This is a genomic window from Rhodococcus sp. NPDC056960 (assembly GCF_042674125.1).
GTDB lineage: Bacteria > Actinomycetota > Actinomycetes > Mycobacteriales > Mycobacteriaceae > Rhodococcus_F.
This window is the reverse complement of sequence record NZ_JBHURF010000064.1, coordinates 1-14,666: the sequence shown is the minus strand read 5'-3', so window position 1 is coordinate 14,666 and position 14,666 is coordinate 1. Positions and strand designations below refer to the sequence as shown.

At 60.8% G+C, this 14,666-nt stretch carries 10 protein-coding genes and 3 pseudogenes; 7 read left to right on the top strand and 6 right to left on the bottom strand.

Translation table 11 applies throughout. The features are described from left to right. Positions 1 to 138: 138 nt before the first annotated feature. A complete protein-coding gene (locus tag ACFTWF_RS44395; protein ID WP_378467418.1) occupies positions 139 to 789 on the top strand; it encodes a TetR/AcrR family transcriptional regulator in 651 nt (216 codons plus the stop codon). Between the two features lie 463 nt (positions 790 to 1,252). Here ACFTWF_RS44395 and ACFTWF_RS44390 read toward each other — a convergent pair whose 3' ends face one another. Next, positions 1,253 to 1,816 (bottom strand): VOC family protein, encoded by a 564-nt coding sequence (locus tag ACFTWF_RS44390; RefSeq protein ID WP_378467417.1) that lies wholly within the window; start codon positions 1,814 to 1,816, stop codon positions 1,253 to 1,255. A gap of 356 nt (positions 1,817 to 2,172) precedes the next feature. Between ACFTWF_RS44390 and ACFTWF_RS44385 the strand changes: the two genes are divergently transcribed. The 3 genes from ACFTWF_RS44385 to ACFTWF_RS44375 all read left to right on the top strand — a co-directional run bounded on the left by ACFTWF_RS44385 (position 2,173) and on the right by ACFTWF_RS44375 (position 4,766). Next, a complete protein-coding gene (locus ACFTWF_RS44385) occupies positions 2,173 to 2,682 on the top strand; it encodes a MarR family winged helix-turn-helix transcriptional regulator (RefSeq protein WP_378467416.1) in 510 nt (169 codons plus the stop codon). A 70-nt stretch (positions 2,683 to 2,752) separates the two neighbouring features. Next, complete coding sequence (locus ACFTWF_RS44380) at positions 2,753 to 3,529, top strand: enoyl-CoA hydratase-related protein (RefSeq protein WP_378467415.1); 777 nt, start codon at positions 2,753 to 2,755, stop codon at positions 3,527 to 3,529. A 64-nt stretch (positions 3,530 to 3,593) separates the two neighbouring features. Next, positions 3,594 to 4,766 carry an alpha/beta hydrolase gene (locus tag ACFTWF_RS44375; RefSeq protein ID WP_378467414.1) on the top strand — a complete coding sequence of 391 codons (1,173 nt, stop codon included), beginning with the start codon at positions 3,594 to 3,596 and terminating at the stop codon, positions 4,764 to 4,766. Positions 4,767 to 6,726: 1,960 nt separating this feature from the next. Here ACFTWF_RS44375 and ACFTWF_RS44370 read toward each other — a convergent pair. Together ACFTWF_RS44370 and ACFTWF_RS44365 are read right to left on the bottom strand one after the other, a co-directional pair. Continuing rightward, positions 6,727 to 7,866 (bottom strand): annotated as a pseudogene (locus ACFTWF_RS44370) (IS3 family transposase). A gap of 91 nt (positions 7,867 to 7,957) precedes the next feature. Further along, a pseudogene (locus ACFTWF_RS44365) lies at positions 7,958 to 8,105 on the bottom strand (transposase); the annotation flags it as partial. A 307-nt stretch (positions 8,106 to 8,412) separates the two neighbouring features. Between ACFTWF_RS44365 and ACFTWF_RS44360 the strand changes: the two are divergent. Together ACFTWF_RS44360 and ACFTWF_RS44355 are read left to right on the top strand one after the other, a co-directional pair. After that, positions 8,413 to 8,670, top strand: a complete 258-nt coding sequence (locus tag ACFTWF_RS44360) for a tyrosine-type recombinase/integrase (RefSeq protein ID WP_378467413.1) — start codon at positions 8,413 to 8,415, stop codon at positions 8,668 to 8,670. A gap of 8 nt (positions 8,671 to 8,678) precedes the next feature. Beyond that, on the top strand, positions 8,679 to 9,059 hold the full coding sequence (locus ACFTWF_RS44355) for a hypothetical protein (RefSeq protein WP_378467412.1): 381 nt from the start codon (positions 8,679 to 8,681) through the stop codon (positions 9,057 to 9,059). 353 nt (positions 9,060 to 9,412) lie between these two features. Here ACFTWF_RS44355 and ACFTWF_RS44350 read toward each other — a convergent pair whose 3' ends face one another. The 3 genes and pseudogenes from ACFTWF_RS44350 to ACFTWF_RS44340 all read right to left on the bottom strand — a co-directional run bounded on the left by ACFTWF_RS44350 (position 9,413) and on the right by ACFTWF_RS44340 (position 13,645). Then, positions 9,413 to 10,015: a nuclear transport factor 2 family protein gene (locus ACFTWF_RS44350; protein ID WP_378467411.1), complete on the bottom strand. Its 603-nt coding sequence runs from the start codon at positions 10,013 to 10,015 to the stop codon at positions 9,413 to 9,415. A 23-nt stretch (positions 10,016 to 10,038) separates the two neighbouring features. Beyond that, positions 10,039 to 11,143: pseudogene (locus tag ACFTWF_RS44345) on the bottom strand (IS630 family transposase). A gap of 438 nt (positions 11,144 to 11,581) precedes the next feature. After that, positions 11,582 to 13,645, bottom strand: coding sequence for an FAD-dependent oxidoreductase (locus ACFTWF_RS44340; protein ID WP_378467410.1), 2,064 nt, complete (start codon positions 13,643 to 13,645; stop codon positions 11,582 to 11,584). Between the two features lie 732 nt (positions 13,646 to 14,377). On the opposite strand from ACFTWF_RS44340, the gene ACFTWF_RS44335 reads away from it, so the two are divergent. Next, positions 14,378 to 14,626, top strand: coding sequence for a transposase (locus tag ACFTWF_RS44335; protein ID WP_378467409.1), 249 nt, complete (start codon positions 14,378 to 14,380; stop codon positions 14,624 to 14,626). Positions 14,627 to 14,666 lie beyond the last annotated feature (40 nt).

Sequence of the window (14,666 nt, the reverse complement as noted above, 5' to 3'; positions counted from 1 at the left end):
GTCTCCACGGATCCAGGCTAAGGTGCGCCCGACGTGGGGTGCGCGCCATACGGTGTGTGCCACCGTGTCGGAGATGGCGCCGAGTGGCAAACGCCGATAGATTAGGGTGTAATGCCCCATATGCGAAGGAGTCTCCCCATGGTCCGACCCAAGGTCCCGTTGATCTCGCGACGCAAGGCAATGGAAGACGCCCTGAAGATCGTCGATACCGAAGGATTGGATGCGCTCAGCATTCGACGTCTCGGCGAGGAACTGAAGGTTAACGGTGCATCGCTGTACCACCACTTCAAGAATAAGGACGAAATCCTGGTTGGCGTTACGCAGCTGGCACTCGCCGAGGTGGTGGCGCCCAGGACCGAGGGTGAGAGCTGGCAGACCTGGCTGCCGTTGAATGCCTACCGTACCCGTGAGGCGTTGGTCTCACATCCGGAGTTAATTCCTATCATGCTTCGGCGTGCCCCCCTCGGTATCGGCGTTGCGGAAGTCGAATCGAGCGTCGAACGACTCATCGGCGAGGGCTTGCCGCTTTCCATGATTCTGCCACTCATGGAAAGCCTTGAGCTGCTGGCGATCACCAGCGCATTGCAGGAGATCGGACCTCCACGTGCCCCGTCTTCGCCGAAGGCGCTTGAGAGCCTGACGCCAAATCTGGACGCGGCCAGAAAGGCGCGCGGCATGTCGTCTTCCGAGCTATTCGAGGTAATGGCGAACTCTATGATCTCAGTAATCTCAGGAGCAATCCAGCTCAAGGAAACCAGGCGGGCGGCGAAACGCATGTCGAGGGTCTGAACGACCAGGGGCTGGACCGCATGCCGTCATCGGAGGATCGTACACCGTGCCGGACGCCGACGGAGTGCCGCGTCGGCTGCCTGCAGCCGGCGCGGCACTCCCTTTTTATCACTGCGCCGGAAGTCCTCTCTCGACACTGAGTAGGTGCAGAGGCCATTGTCCGACATGACCGATGCCTGCCGTTTGCAGGGCGGACCGGTAGCTACCGCGCATGTGTGCCAGCGCCGCTTCCGCGGACGGAGCATTCATTGACAGACGAACGGTGGCAGTGTCTGCGGTGATCTCGACGTCGGGCAGCATCCACTCAAGACCCCGGGATACGAGGGCCGACGACTTCATGGGGTTTTCAACCGCGGGGTAAGATCCGGGCCTCATGGCGCCGAAACTTGCGGTGTACATCGACCAGTTCATGCTCTTTGCCCTCTTGCGCTTAGTGCACGGCCACGTTCGCGGAGCGCAGTCCTCACTCGGAAGACGGCGCTTCGATGATCCGGCCGTCCGGTAGGTAGATAATGCCCGGGTAATCGGGGTCGACAGCTGGGTCGTTGTTCGCGATCAGCTCGCGTGCCTCTGCCTTGTCCTGATCGGTGAGCGGTCGAGTGTTGGTGGTGAACTCGACCATGTTCCCGTCGGGGTCCCGGGTGTAAATGGACGTGATGAACTCATGGACGACTTCACTGACTTTCTGTCCACGGGAAAGCCAGTGCTGCTTCCTCTGTTCGAGTTCGTCGAGGCTGTCGACCGCGAAGGCGATGTGGTTAACCCACCATGGAAGACCCAGGCCGACAGAGATCGAGGGGTCCCAGTCGTCCCCGAGCTCCAAGTCGTTCAGGTGCAGGTCCCAGAGAACGAAGTATGCCCCTGAACCCTTCGCGGTCTCGTAGAACACGTGCTTGGTCCAGCCGGCCTTCACGCCGCCCATTGCCTGACGTTTGACGACCGTGACGAGCTCGAAACCCATTACCTCGGTGTAGAACCGGTGTGACACGTCGAAGTTCTTCGGCGTAATCGCCAAGTGGTGGATCACGGCTTCTCCTTTCGAGAAGGGATTGCGGCGGACGTTCGGCCGCCTTTTGTGGAAGGGAATATAGGGGGCGTTCACCCGCCCGTCTGGGGAAGGGAATGCGGCGGACGTTCGAATACCTGTATGCCGCGTCGGCAGAGGTGTCGTTGAGACATACCGTTTCAGCGTTTCTACGCTGTCACGTCCCGCCAAAATCGTCAAGCCTATGACGAACGATATTTGGTATAGAGCGACGTTAGTGGGGGTCCAGGGTGATTGGTTTAGGCCGAGACTTGAACCGACCATGCGGGCCCACTTGTGAGCGAAGCCTGCGCCGCCTCGGCCTTCTGGGCTAATCTGTGCCATCTTATTCTGGAGGAATGCACCAGAACTCGCACGTCAGCAAAGCGCTGCAGGAGCGGCTCCTAGCGGCCGGGGTCATTTCGGCCGATGCAGTCGCGCGCACAGAGTTGGTCTTCAACCTCGTGCGCTTCTACAACCGGGTCGGGCAGGACTCCGAGCGGGTGCAACGACGACTCGGGTGGACGTGGGCAGGATTCAGAATTATGAATCTGCTCTGGGTGGCGGGTCCGCTAGAGGCGCGTCAGCTGGGCAGGCTCTCGGGCTCTTCGAGGGCTGCAATGTCGAGTGTTCTGCGCACCCTCGAACGAGATGGCCTAGTGGTCAGAGACCGAAGCTCGACGGATCGTCGTCAGGTAATCGTCCGCCTTACCGATGAAGGTCGCGACCAACTTGGTGCAGGGTTGCGGGCCCAAGCTGAGTGCGACCGTGCCTGGCTCGGCATTCTCTCTCCGGATGAACAGGGCGTATTAGGTCAAATCCTAGAGAAGTTGGCTACACAGCGAAGGCCGGACGGCCCTGACGTGTAGACCGAAGGCCGGTGACCGACAGCTGAATCGAGCTCTAGCGCTAAACCAAACGGTGTTCTATATTGGGAGTATGTCCATTCGGCAGTACCTCTCAGATGCTGGTGTTCTCGAGATCATCATCGACGCCCCGCCGGTCAATGCTGTGGGCCTTAACGATCTCGCTGCGCTATCGAGCATCGTTGCCGGAGTCGGCGAACGGCCCGAGGTACGTGTAGTTATCCTGCGCGGAGAAGGACGCGGCTTTATCGGCGGTGGCGATGTCAAGGAGGTGCAGCGACTTCCTGGATTCGACGGCATACTCGGCCAGGTCGCGGGGTCCAGCGCACTCACTGTTGCGATCCACGAGTGCGCAGTTCCAGTGATCGCCGCGGTGCACCACTATTGCATTGGTCTCGGGGTACTTGTTGCCGGTGTCTGCGATGTCGTGGTGGCAGATGAGAACTGCTCTTTTGTTCTCGCCGAGGTCGACAATGGAGCGACCACGGGGGCTATCCACGCTATGGGACTGATGCCCGAGAAGAGGCTTCGCCAGGCTATGTTCACCGGCGAACCGGTGTCTGCTCGGGAGCTCGCCGCCTACGGCACCGTTGTGGCAGTCGCAGATGAGCATCTGGTGCTTGAAGAAGCTCGACGACTCGCGACAGTGATGACGAAGAAGGTCCCGGATGTTCTCCGGGCCGCAAAGCGATCGATCAACGGCAGCACCCGTCGCGACCTCGAAGTGCTCTACCGGCAGGAGGTCGCCATCACGCTCGACCTCAACATGCGAGGGCATGCCGCGCAGGCGCGTGAATCGGTTCTATCCGGCGATCGCGTGCGCCGTAATCGAGAGTCCGGTCGAAGCTAGGAAAACACTAACGGTTCAAATGCGGCGGGGACAGGCTCGCCCCACTGCGCAACTCGAAGGATCCATGATGCCCGCAAATAGCACCGAAAAATACACCCGTTCACCGTACTTGGTTGTCCAGCGCGACCATGCGGTTCGCAAGGACGTCTACGGCACGATCGGCGATAAGGTCGTGCTGCATGCCCAGCTTCTTCGAGGCGAGCGGGACTCCGACACCTGTGTCGTCGCAATGCACCCCATCGGTTCCCCAGGCTACTTGCCGATGTTTTCTGGAATCGCACGAGCAGGGCATCACGTGATCGCGTGCGATACGCGCTACAGCAACGGTGATTCGGCGCTGATCATGGAAAACGTCCTGCTTGACCTCGGCGCAGTGGTAAAGGACGCGAAAGAGCGTCTCGGCTATGAGCGTGTGCTTCTCGCGGGCTGGAGTGGTGGCGGGTCGCTGATGATGGGTTATCAGGCCGAAGCGGAGAAGCCGGTGATCACTCAGACAGGCGCGGGGGAGTACACCCCGTTGGCGGATACCCAGCTGATCCCCGCGGACGCGGTGATGATATTGGCAGCACACCGTAGCCGGCATCACCTGCTCACCGACTTCCTGGATGCTTCGATCATCGACGAGTCCCGCCCCCACGATCGTGATCCGTCCCTGAATCTGTACAGTCCCGAGAATCCCAACCAACCGCCCTACTCGGCGGAGTTCGTGACCGCATATCGCGCCGCTCAGCGTGCCCGAAACCGACGGATTACCGCGTACGCCCAAGAGCGCCTATCTGACCTCAAATCCAGTGGCCGTGAGAATGAGGAGCACTGCTTCGTCGTCCACGGAACGATGGCAGACCCCCGGTGGATTGACCGCTCCCTCGATCCTAACGATCGAGAACCAGGATCTTACCTGGGTGACCCGCGGTTGGTGAACGACGGGCCGTCGGCTCTAGCGCGCTACACGACAACCCGCAGCTGGCTCTCGCAATGGTCCTTCGACACTGCACAGATCGATGCAGTGGACGCTGCGACGCGAGTCACTGTCCCAGTGCTGCTGCTGGAGAATTCGAAGGACGACGCGTGCCCGCCGAGCCACCCCAAGGCCATCTTCGACGCGTTGCCTGGCGACAGCAAGCAGCTGACCGTTGTAGAAGGTGCGAACCATTACTACAGCGGGCAGAAGGAGCACCTCCAGTCGGCGTTGGGCCATCTCGGTCGTTGGATGAACGAGAACGGTTTCGCACGATGAAGCCAGGAGACGTCACGACAATATGGAACGGCTCGATGGAGACAAGATGTTTCTACTGGCATGGGAACGACAAGGTGTCGATCTCTCGTGACTGATCGTGGCGCTCACGAGTAGTTGTCACAAAGACGGCCAATATCACACATCAAAACATCTTGCGCGAGCAGCGCGGGTGCCGAGATCGAGGATTTCGATCCGTGACACAGATGGCAGACCGACGCTCCTGGCCTGATAGAGGTGCAGTATACGAAGTCTCACAGATATGTGCGGTGGCGTCAGAGGCGATGCGCCGACTGGAATGACACCAACCGGATGCGGAAGCATCCTGACGCTGAGGCTGAACGGCTTATCGAGTTCGCCAGCATGTGGGCTCCGTATGGTGGCCTTCCGAGGACGATGTCCTCGTCCACTTCGGGATGACAACGTGTCGATTCACCGAGCGCTTGTGGCAGATTGTTTCTGAGTCCGACTGTGCACAAGACGAAATACGCAATCTAGTGTGCCGCGCGGAAAGTAGATTGACAGTCACGTCTGAACGGCTGTCGATTTACTTTCAAACCTCGCCGATGTGCGGATCATCGAATCCGAAAGTCCTTGTACCTCCGAGTGGATCGATCGACCCATGAATTCTAACGACTATCGCAAGTGGCGCCAACGGCGACGCGCTGCATGGATTGAAGTCAATCGCACACGCAAGCACCGCGACACCGAGGCGGAACGCCTCCTTGAGTTCGCCCTTATGTGGGTGCCGTACGGCGGTGCAAACGACGGAGAGATCCTCGTCCACTTCGGAATGTCGCGAATCCGGTTCATCGAGCGTTTATGGCAGGTCATTCCTGAATCGACCTGCGCGCAAGAAGAGATTCGTAGCTTATCGAGCACATACCCTGCACCACCGGTGAGCGAAAGGGCCCAATTCCGGTCCGTAAGCCGCTCAGCGGATTACATGGATGCAGCAGACTATCAGCGACCTGGTCGATCCACAGGAAGTTGCGGAATCTCGAACACGCGAGTTGTTATGGAGAACAATGTGGAACTGTCAGAGTGACAACGACATTCTCGACTTCGCGCTCCTCTGGGAGCCGCTGGGTGGGCCCGCTCCGGAAAATGTCAACGCCGCCTTCGGAATCGACATGAAGGAATATAAACTCCGGTTAACGGCCGTGATCGGGTTCCAGGCGTCCCAACTTCGGAAAGCCAGCGCATTCCGTGATCCCATCTACGAAATATCAGCGATAACGGCACTCGAGCAAACCAGCCCTGACGGGGCATGCGCGAAAACAAAATCTAACCTTTGTGATCGAAACGGAGACCGTCAAACTACTAATCTTACGACGCACTAGCGATCGCATATCCGCGACCCCGACTGCGGAACGGTCTCACCGACCCGTTGGGCAGTTCCGCGCCAATCCATGACGTGACGGACCAGGCGAATAATAGTTCGACCGGGCCAATGCAGTTACCGCTGTGCTGAGCGTGCAGAAGTAGACGGGACGAATGTGGGACTGGCATAGCGACACTGACATTCTCGACTTTGCGCTTCTCTGGCACCCGCTTGGCGGCCCTCGACCGGAAAGCGTTGCGGCCGCATTCTCTATCGATTTCCCGGAGTACAATCAGCGACTTCGAGATTCTCTGAGAATCCAGCTGGGTGGTATTCGGCATGATGTGATTTCTCCCGATCCCATCTACGGGGTGCTCTCGGTGGCAGCGCTTGAGCGAGAAATCGAACCGGCACGTCACAGGATGTGACCAATTCTTTGGGTGAGGCTTGTCCTCTCCCACGAAGTCGACGCCTGCCGGGTAATCTACAACTCGGTTTCAAGCTCCCGGATTCGCTTGCGGGCAGCCCGCAACTGTGCAGATTCAGCAGTGGTGTTGCCGGAGTGGCAGGTCCCCGATAGTCGGTCCGGTTATTTCTAGCAGCGACACGCTATTATAGCCGGTTTCTACGTGCAGTCGATCAGTCGATCTCGCACGCCACGGGCTGGTGCCGGTGGGTGCATCCGGCAGCGTACTCGGCAGGGGTCTTGTAGCCCAGCGCCGAATGCCGTCGATGATTGTGGTCGTCCTTGAAGTCCTCGATCACCACGCGGGCCTCGAGCAGCGTAGGCCAGTAGTTGCGGTTCAGGCACTCATCGCGCAACCGGTTGTTGAACGACTCGATGAACCCGTTGTTCCATGGCGTGCCCGGCGGAATGTAGGACACCCCCACCGACCCAGCGCAGAAGGCCCGCAGTGCCTCGGAGATGAACTCGGGCCCATTGTCCATGCGCAACACCAGCGGCGGACCACCCCACATCGCGAACGCCTTCGCCAAGCCCTCGATCAATCGGTCGGCGGTGATCGAGCGGTCCACGATGTTCAGCAACGACATCCGCGTGTGCTCGTCGACCATTGATGCGATCTTCACCGTCTTGCCGTCGACGGTCGAGTCGAACTGGAAATCCAATGCCCACGCAACATTCGGAGCATCCGCGTCGACGATCGGAACGGAGGACTGGCCGGCACGTTTGCGGCGTGGGGCACGCCGGACTTGCAGTCCTTCCTCCTTCCACAGGCGGTGAACCTTCTTCTTGTTCACCTCGACGCCCGGGTCGTAGCGCAGCCACGCCCACGCCCGACGAAACCATGCCGCGGATGCTTGCGGGAATACCCGCGTAGCTCTGGGCGCAGATCGGCATCCGGGTCGTCCGGTGTCTGCGCCAACGGCAGCCGCCGGTAGGCGGATCGGAAGAGCCCAACGACCCTGCACGCGAACAGCTCCGACATCTGCATGGTGCCGGTGAGCAGGGTGATCGCGGCGCGTGTGGCGGTCGGGCTCAGAATTTCCCCTTGGCGATCTCCCGCAGCGCGTCCTTCTCCAACTCGGCATCGGCAAGCAATCGCTTGAGCCGGATGTTCTGCTCCCGAAGCTCTTTGAGTTCCTTCGCGGCGTCGACGTCCAAACCGGACTACTGGCGACGCCAGTTGTACAGCGTGGCTGCCGACACCTCGAGTGCGGCGGCGATCTCTTCGCCGTTCTTGCCTTCCGCGGCCAACTCGTCGGCTCGTCGCAGCTTGCGCACGATGTCCCCGCCGAGTGACGTTTGCGTCCCGCCATGATCCCTATCGTCCCTTCATCGCCCTCACCAGGGCAATCAGGACTCGAGAACAACCCGGACCTACTCAAAGGGGACACGCCAGGAGATCTCACCCCGATCGGCGCGGTCCTGCTTGAGCCATGTGTGAAGACATCCGGCACTGATGCCCAACTCGTAGGCGGTCTGCTTGACCTGTCGGGCCTGATCGAACCAACGCAATGGCGCGAGCACGGAGCTCCGGCGGGGAGGGACGAGGCATCGTCTGAGCCTTTCAGCAAGGACTTCGACTCATCACCGAATCTGGAAACCTATCCTTGGAGCAGGTCAAACTGTCACCTGATCATGCAGCAGTCTCCCTTCTTGCGAATTGCTGCATAGTTTTCGACCCAGTGTGCGGCGATGAACGCTATGGTGGCGAAGTCGAAGGGGCGCAGCATAACCTCGCGCGCCGTGTTCTCTCCATGTCGTTTCCTGCCGCTCTCACTCTCAGCTGAAACCGGACATGCCAGCCTCCCGTAAAACGGACACGTTCGTCCCTGCTGACGGACAGCTGATCTCCCCTGTCGATGGACATGGGGCCGGCGGTGGGTGGAACCCGTCTTCTGCGGCATAACGCCGCGTCTCGGATGCTGCGGGCCGTGACCCCGTTTCCTACCATCGCCGCGGTGCTCGGTCACGCCAGCGAGGAATCGACCAAGCAGTACATGAATATCGATGACGAACGGCTGCTCCGGTGCGTGCTGCCGGTGCCGCAAGCGCACGGCCAAAACGGCCACGGATTCACCAGCGTGTTCGCTACGCAGTTCGCTGAGTACGTCGAGTAAAATGGGCGATGGGCTTCGACGGTGCCTCGCGGATCTGGTATCTGAAGAAGTTCGACTCCTATTGCGCTAAGCACGAGCAGACCTCAGTCGACCAGGAGACCGTCGAAGCTTGGGGCACAGCGCAATTGTCCACCTCGGGTCGGTATCGGTCATGGATGTCGTACATCCGCGACGTCGGCCGCTTGCTGCGTGCCAATGGGAACGCAGACGCCTACATACTCTCCGACAGGTGGAAGGCCGCGGTCGTGCCCACCCGTCCCTACCTGCTCACTGCCGAGGAGATCGACGCGTTCTTCACCGCCGCGGTATGGCTGAAGGCGACATCGCCGTGGCGGTGGCAGGCAAGCGCATCCTTCACTCTGATGCACTCGTCGGGACTAGGCACCTGAGAGGTCCGCTGCTTGCTGGTCGAACACGTCGACCTGCCGGGCCGGCACATCGACGTGATGTGGTCCAAAGGCAGTCGCTGCGGCGCGCTTGAATAGGACGAGCGCGTCGAACCACGCCAGATCGGTCACTCCCGGCCGCGTGTCGTCGGAATGGACCTTTGAGATTGATGGCGATGACCCTGTCGAACAACTCTTCGGTCCCCGTACTCTCCGTCTCGTACAACGGTGAAAGCCGCCGTCGTCACCGACCTGTCCCGCGGGTCACCAAACGAGCCGGGCGACATAAATTCCCGCGTGAGAGACTCGACCACCGCACCATCATGCACGCTGACCCACTCGAAATCCGACTCAGACTACGTCCGGTTTAACTTCGTGGCATTGCTGCCCAACCCGAGACGAGCCCGTAGCTGCTGCGCCGGGTCGTTCTCATCTCGCGTCGGACTCCGGAACCCGCTTTCCGGCCCTGGCGCCTGGGGCTTGCCAGGGATGACCATCATCGACTCTGCGAGGGTGACGCGACGTTGAATTCGCCACGCGCCGTCGCGGTGAGTGAAGTGGTCCACATACCGACCCGAGACAAGCATCTCGAACTCCCCGCTCGGATCAGCGTTAGCCAAATCCAGGACTTTGGCTTCTGGCGTAACGCTCTGCCAGACCAGTGAGGTTGTCTCAGCAAACGCCTCGATCTTGTTGGCGAACTCGATGAAAATATTTGGAATATGGTGGCATGAATATCTAATCGTCTGATGACGCTCACTGATCCACTGGATTAACCCCTCGACGTCCCCTTTGTAGGGGCCGTGGTCATCTTCAGCGTCTGGATGAAAGGAGTCGCGGATCAAGTCCAGGTCCAAGCGGTCAACCCCCCGACCAAACTGCAGGATGCGTTGCTGAATTTCCTGTCGTGCGGCAACGAAGTGAGGGCCGAATTGGTCGATACCGGTTCTGGTGTTCATGTAATTGCTCCTAATGTCCTGCGTCAGCAGTTGAACAGGTTTGTTATTAGCCGGTTGTAATAGGGGTTGGTTGATTTTGGCGAGGTAGTCGCGAGGGATTGGAGGATCTCGTCGGTGGTCTTGGTCCAGCGGAAGGGAGGCGGATTGTGGTTCCAGGTATCGATCCATGCGGTGATGTCGTTTTCGTGGGTTTGAACCGAGGTGTGGACGCCGCGGCGGATGAGCTTGTCGGTGAGCAACCCGCACCAGCGTTCGACCTGATTCATCCAACCCGAACCGGGGATGTCGGGCCAGCCAGGCCTTGATCTCGGCGGTGTTGTGGGTGGCGTAGTTGTCGCACACCAGGTGCACATCGAGTTCACGTGGTACGGCTTTGTCGATTGTGGTCAGGAACTTGCAGAATTCGACGGCGCGGTGACGGCGGTGCAGTGCACTGATGACGGTGCCGTCGGCGATGTAGAACTCCGCGAACAGACTGGTGATGCCGTGACGGAGATGGTCGTGGGTGCGGCGCTGCGGAGTGCCCGACATCATCGGGAGGGTCGGTTGCGACCGGTCCAGGGCCTGGATCTGGGACTTTTCGCCGACACAGAGCAGGATCGCCTTCTCGGGCGGCCTGTAGTACAGGCCAACCACGTCGACGACTGTCTCGACGAACAGCGGGTCAGTGGACAGCTTGAACGAGTCTGTAGTTGCGGTTTGAGATCGAATTTGCGCCGGATCCGACCGATGGTCGATTTGGACAGTCCGGTCCGCTCCGCCATCGATGCCCGGGACCAGTTGGTGTCCTGGCTCGGCGTCGACTCCAAGGTCGCGATGACCACGTCTTCGACCTGATCGAACAGGATCGACGGCGTCCGGCCCGGCCGGGGCTTGTCGACCAGCCCGCCGAGCCGGCCGGTGATGAACTGCCGCCGCCACCGATTCACGGTCGACTCTTCGACGCAGAAATCGGCAGCGACCTGCTTGTGCGTCCCACCTTCGGCGCAGGCCAACACGATCTTCGCCCCGCATCGCCAGGCACTGAGCGGTTTTCGCCCTTGGTGCCCACGAAGTCAGCTGCGCCCGCTCGTCCTCGCTCAACACCAACTCCGCTTTCGGGCGCCCGCTGCGCCCGGACTCGACCAGACCGTCGAGCCGTTCGGCGGCGAACTTCCGCCGCCACTTCGCCACCGCGATACCGAAATCCCGTGCCACACCGGCGTTCGGCGCATTTTCGGCGCAAGCCAACACGATGCGCGCCCGCTCCGCCTGCCGCCGGTCCGCCGACTCGGCTCTGCGCGTCAGCTCGGCACTCTCCGCTACAGACAACGTGATCTCGACAGCCGAAGGCCCACGATGCGACCTAAAACAGATCATAAACTAACCTGCGTAACTTCTGACTTAGGACGCGAAGGCGTTAGTGGCGGGTTGCATGACGTTCGCCGAATTGGCGACGTCCGCGCGGCCGATACGAGGAACGCTTCGGCTTGGCCCCAGGGCCACCCGACTGCTCCCTGTGCCGCAGCATGGTCATGTGAGCGAAGAGGGGTTGAACACGTTGGCCGTGACGGCCGCGCCCCTGGCTCAGCGGGCACCATTGAATGCTCCGCCGCCCGCGCCGAACCCGGCTGAGGGGCGGACCCACCCCGGCTCAAGTGAGCGGATCGCCTGATTGCCCTCGAATGTGGCCGCCTCGAGCATGCGGGGACCGTTGGCATCACCTGCCAACCGCACCTCCCACGGGCCGTGGCGCAACTCCTCATACAATCCGAAGTCCGGCAGGTTGCCACCAATCACGACAAACTCATCGTAGTCCAAGGATTCGCTCCTACCCGGGGCCTCCGGTCTCTCGAATGTCACCTTGCGGCCCTCGACCGATGTGATGACCCGGCGGGGATAGAACTCGAAATCGCCCTGATACAGATATCGGACATACGGCGCTGCAATAACATCCCAACGTCCCTCCAAGTTGGCAGCCGCCAACGCCGTTCGGCTGATCAGTCGGACCCTGCGACCCTGGTCAACGAGCAGTTGCGCGACGTCGAGAGTCTCGTAGTGACCCACCTCGTCAAGAATGACCACGGTGCCGCTTGTCTTGGCTCCGCTCATGACATCCCATGTCGTAAGTACCGGAAGCGCGTCGAAACCGTCGGGCGGGCCCCACGGTCGAAGAGCCTGGAAGCCGTCTCGACGTGGGACTGAGCCGGTCGCTACGATGACCGCGTCCGGCGCCAAAGACCGGACGGTATCCGCTGTGGCCGTCTTTCCCATGTGGACATCCACACCCAGGTCGGCGAGCATCGCGGGATAGTATTTAAGCAGCTTCGCGAACGAGTGCCCGCGGCGTGGCGACTTGACGGCGTATTGCAGCTGGCCCCCGAGTTGGTCGTTGGATTCAAGCAGCGTCACCGTATGTCCGGCCAGGGTGCCGGCGCGGGCGGCCTCGATTCCTGCTGGACCGCCACCGATGACGAGGATGCGTCTCGGAGAGCTCGAGGCCAGCGAGTCATCGCCGCCGCGCACTTCTCGCCCGGCCTGCACATTGACCGTGCATGAGACGCGCCCCTTAGTGGCTATTCCCCCGGCGCACGCCTGATTGCAGGCGATGCAAGGCCGAATCAGATGGGCGCGGCCCTCGGCGGTCTTGCGCACCAGGTCCGGATCGGCGATGGTCGCTCGGACCATGCCGACGAGATCGACGTTGTGGCTCGCAAGCACCTTCTCGACCTGAGCGATGGTGCCGAACCGGCCAGCGACCATCGTCGGGAGCGAGATACGATCCGCGATCGCGCCGTTGACCTCCAACTGGTAGCCCGGAGATTCGTTGGCCGCTCCCATCAGTGTGTCGAAGCTCCAGTGGCTCCCGAGTGACAGGCTGATCCAGTCTGCCAATCCACGCTCCTCCAAGATGTGTGCGATCTGCGCGACGTCCTCAGGGGTGGTCTGGTGCGGCGCGTTGTCCGACGACAGCCGAACGCCTAGTGGATAGTCCTCACCGAGCGCCTTGCGTAGCGCCACCAACACCTCGCACAAGAACCGGACTCTGTTCTCGAGCGGACCCCCGTACATATCTGTGCGGCGGTTGGTCGCCGGCGACAGGAAGCTGCTGAAGATGTAGCCGTGACCGCCGTGGACCTCGAGACCGTCGACGCCCCCGCTCCTGGCATTCTGCGCCGCCACGACGAAGCCCTCGATGACCTCGTCCATCATCCAGCGGGTCATCGGCCGCACCACCGCGCCGATTAGGCCAGGGTCCGATACCGGTGATGCGCCCCATGGTGAGGTGCCGTCTTGCGGGTAAAGGGTAGGGCCTCCGTGTATCAGCTGCTGGAAGACCTTCGTGCCCTCGGAGTGGACGGCATCGGTAAGCCGCAACATCGCGGCCGCCCAGTCGTCGAGCAAGTTGTCCGAGTACGAGGGCGAGCTCCAGTGCACCTTCGCTGAGTCGACGAAGGTCAGTGCTACACCGCCGCGCGCACGCGCTACGTGGAAGGCGATGAGGTCATCGCTGGCAAGACCGGCAACAGGGTAGCCGCTGCCCATCGAGGTGCGGATGATCCGGTTGCGCAGCTCGACGTTCTTCAAGGTGAACGGCGAGAATGTCAACGGGTACTTGTCGAGTACCTCGGGTGTTGCCAACAGCGTCATACCTGTGACCTTCCTGGGCGACAATGACAGAGTCTGGATAATAATCAAATGGCGATGGATAAGCAATCAACCTTTGCCAACCCGCTGGATGGTCAGGGCGTGTGCGTTGCACCCAAAATGGAACGGGGGACGCCCGAAGACGATCGATGAGCAGACTCGCGAGAAGATCTGCTTGATCGTCCGGACGTCCCCCGCCGATCGGAAGATCACCGCGTTCTCCACCCGAGTCTGCCCCAAGCTCGCCCGAGCACCTGGTCGCGAAGAAGATCGTGCCGACGATCAGCCGTGAGACACTCCGTCGCATCCTGCAGGACGGGAAAGTCACCTGGCAGCCCACCACGACGTGGAAACCTCCACCGACCCGGACTTCCTGTCGAAGATGCACGCGATCCTCACTCTCTACGACAACCCGACCGCCGAGGGGCGGGCGTCTGCGTCGACGAGTTCGGTCCGCTGAATCTGTTGCCCCGCAAAGGTAGATGCATCGGGCTGCCTAATGGTGGTGTCGCGTTGTGTCTGCCGTTCTGCGGAGTTGGCTGGGCTGGTGTCTGGCTACCGTCCTGCGCGGCTGCGAGCGACACCGTCATCGCTACGACGGTGTGGTGCACATGCTTGCTGCACTCGATTTATCCCTCGGCAGAGGTATTACCGTATCCGGCAGCGCAAACGCTCAGGTGAGTTCCTTGACTTTCTGAGGGTGCTGCGGGCTGGTTGGCCCAGGGAGAGTCCTATGTGGTGCTCGACAACTTCTTCCCGCACCGGCACCCGACCGTCCGTGCGTGGGCTGTCGACAACGACGTCGATTTGATGTTTGTGCCGACGTACCGGTCATGGCTGAACTGGATCGAATCCGAATTCGCGACTTTGCGCTATTTCGCGTTGAACGAGACCGATCATCGCAGTCGTGCCGAGCAAAACACCGCGATTGCTGCTTACATGCGGTGGCGCAACGCTCGTGCCCAACTAATCTGCCCCGACTAATTCGGACACTGGAGCTGGTTAAACCTGGATCCGTGGAGAT

Excerpts from the sequence above, each read along its gene's own strand:
- ACFTWF_RS44395 (WP_378467418.1), top strand. The coding sequence starts at position 139 with ATGGTCCGACCCAAGGTCCCGTTGATCTCGCGACGCAAGGCAATGGAA.
- ACFTWF_RS44385 (WP_378467416.1), top strand. The coding sequence starts at position 2,173 with ATGCACCAGAACTCGCACGTCAGCAAAGCGCTGCAGGAGCGGCTCCTA.
- ACFTWF_RS44380 (WP_378467415.1), top strand. The coding sequence starts at position 2,753 with ATGTCCATTCGGCAGTACCTCTCAGATGCTGGTGTTCTCGAGATCATC.
- ACFTWF_RS44375 (WP_378467414.1), top strand. The coding sequence starts at position 3,594 with ATGATGCCCGCAAATAGCACCGAAAAATACACCCGTTCACCGTACTTG.
- ACFTWF_RS44360 (WP_378467413.1), top strand. The coding sequence starts at position 8,413 with ATGGACATGGGGCCGGCGGTGGGTGGAACCCGTCTTCTGCGGCATAAC.
- ACFTWF_RS44355 (WP_378467412.1), top strand. The coding sequence starts at position 8,679 with ATGGGCTTCGACGGTGCCTCGCGGATCTGGTATCTGAAGAAGTTCGAC.
- ACFTWF_RS44350 (WP_378467411.1), bottom strand. The coding sequence starts at position 10,015 with ATGAACACCAGAACCGGTATCGACCAATTCGGCCCTCACTTCGTTGCC.
- ACFTWF_RS44340 (WP_378467410.1), bottom strand. The coding sequence starts at position 13,645 with ATGACGCTGTTGGCAACACCCGAGGTACTCGACAAGTACCCGTTGACA.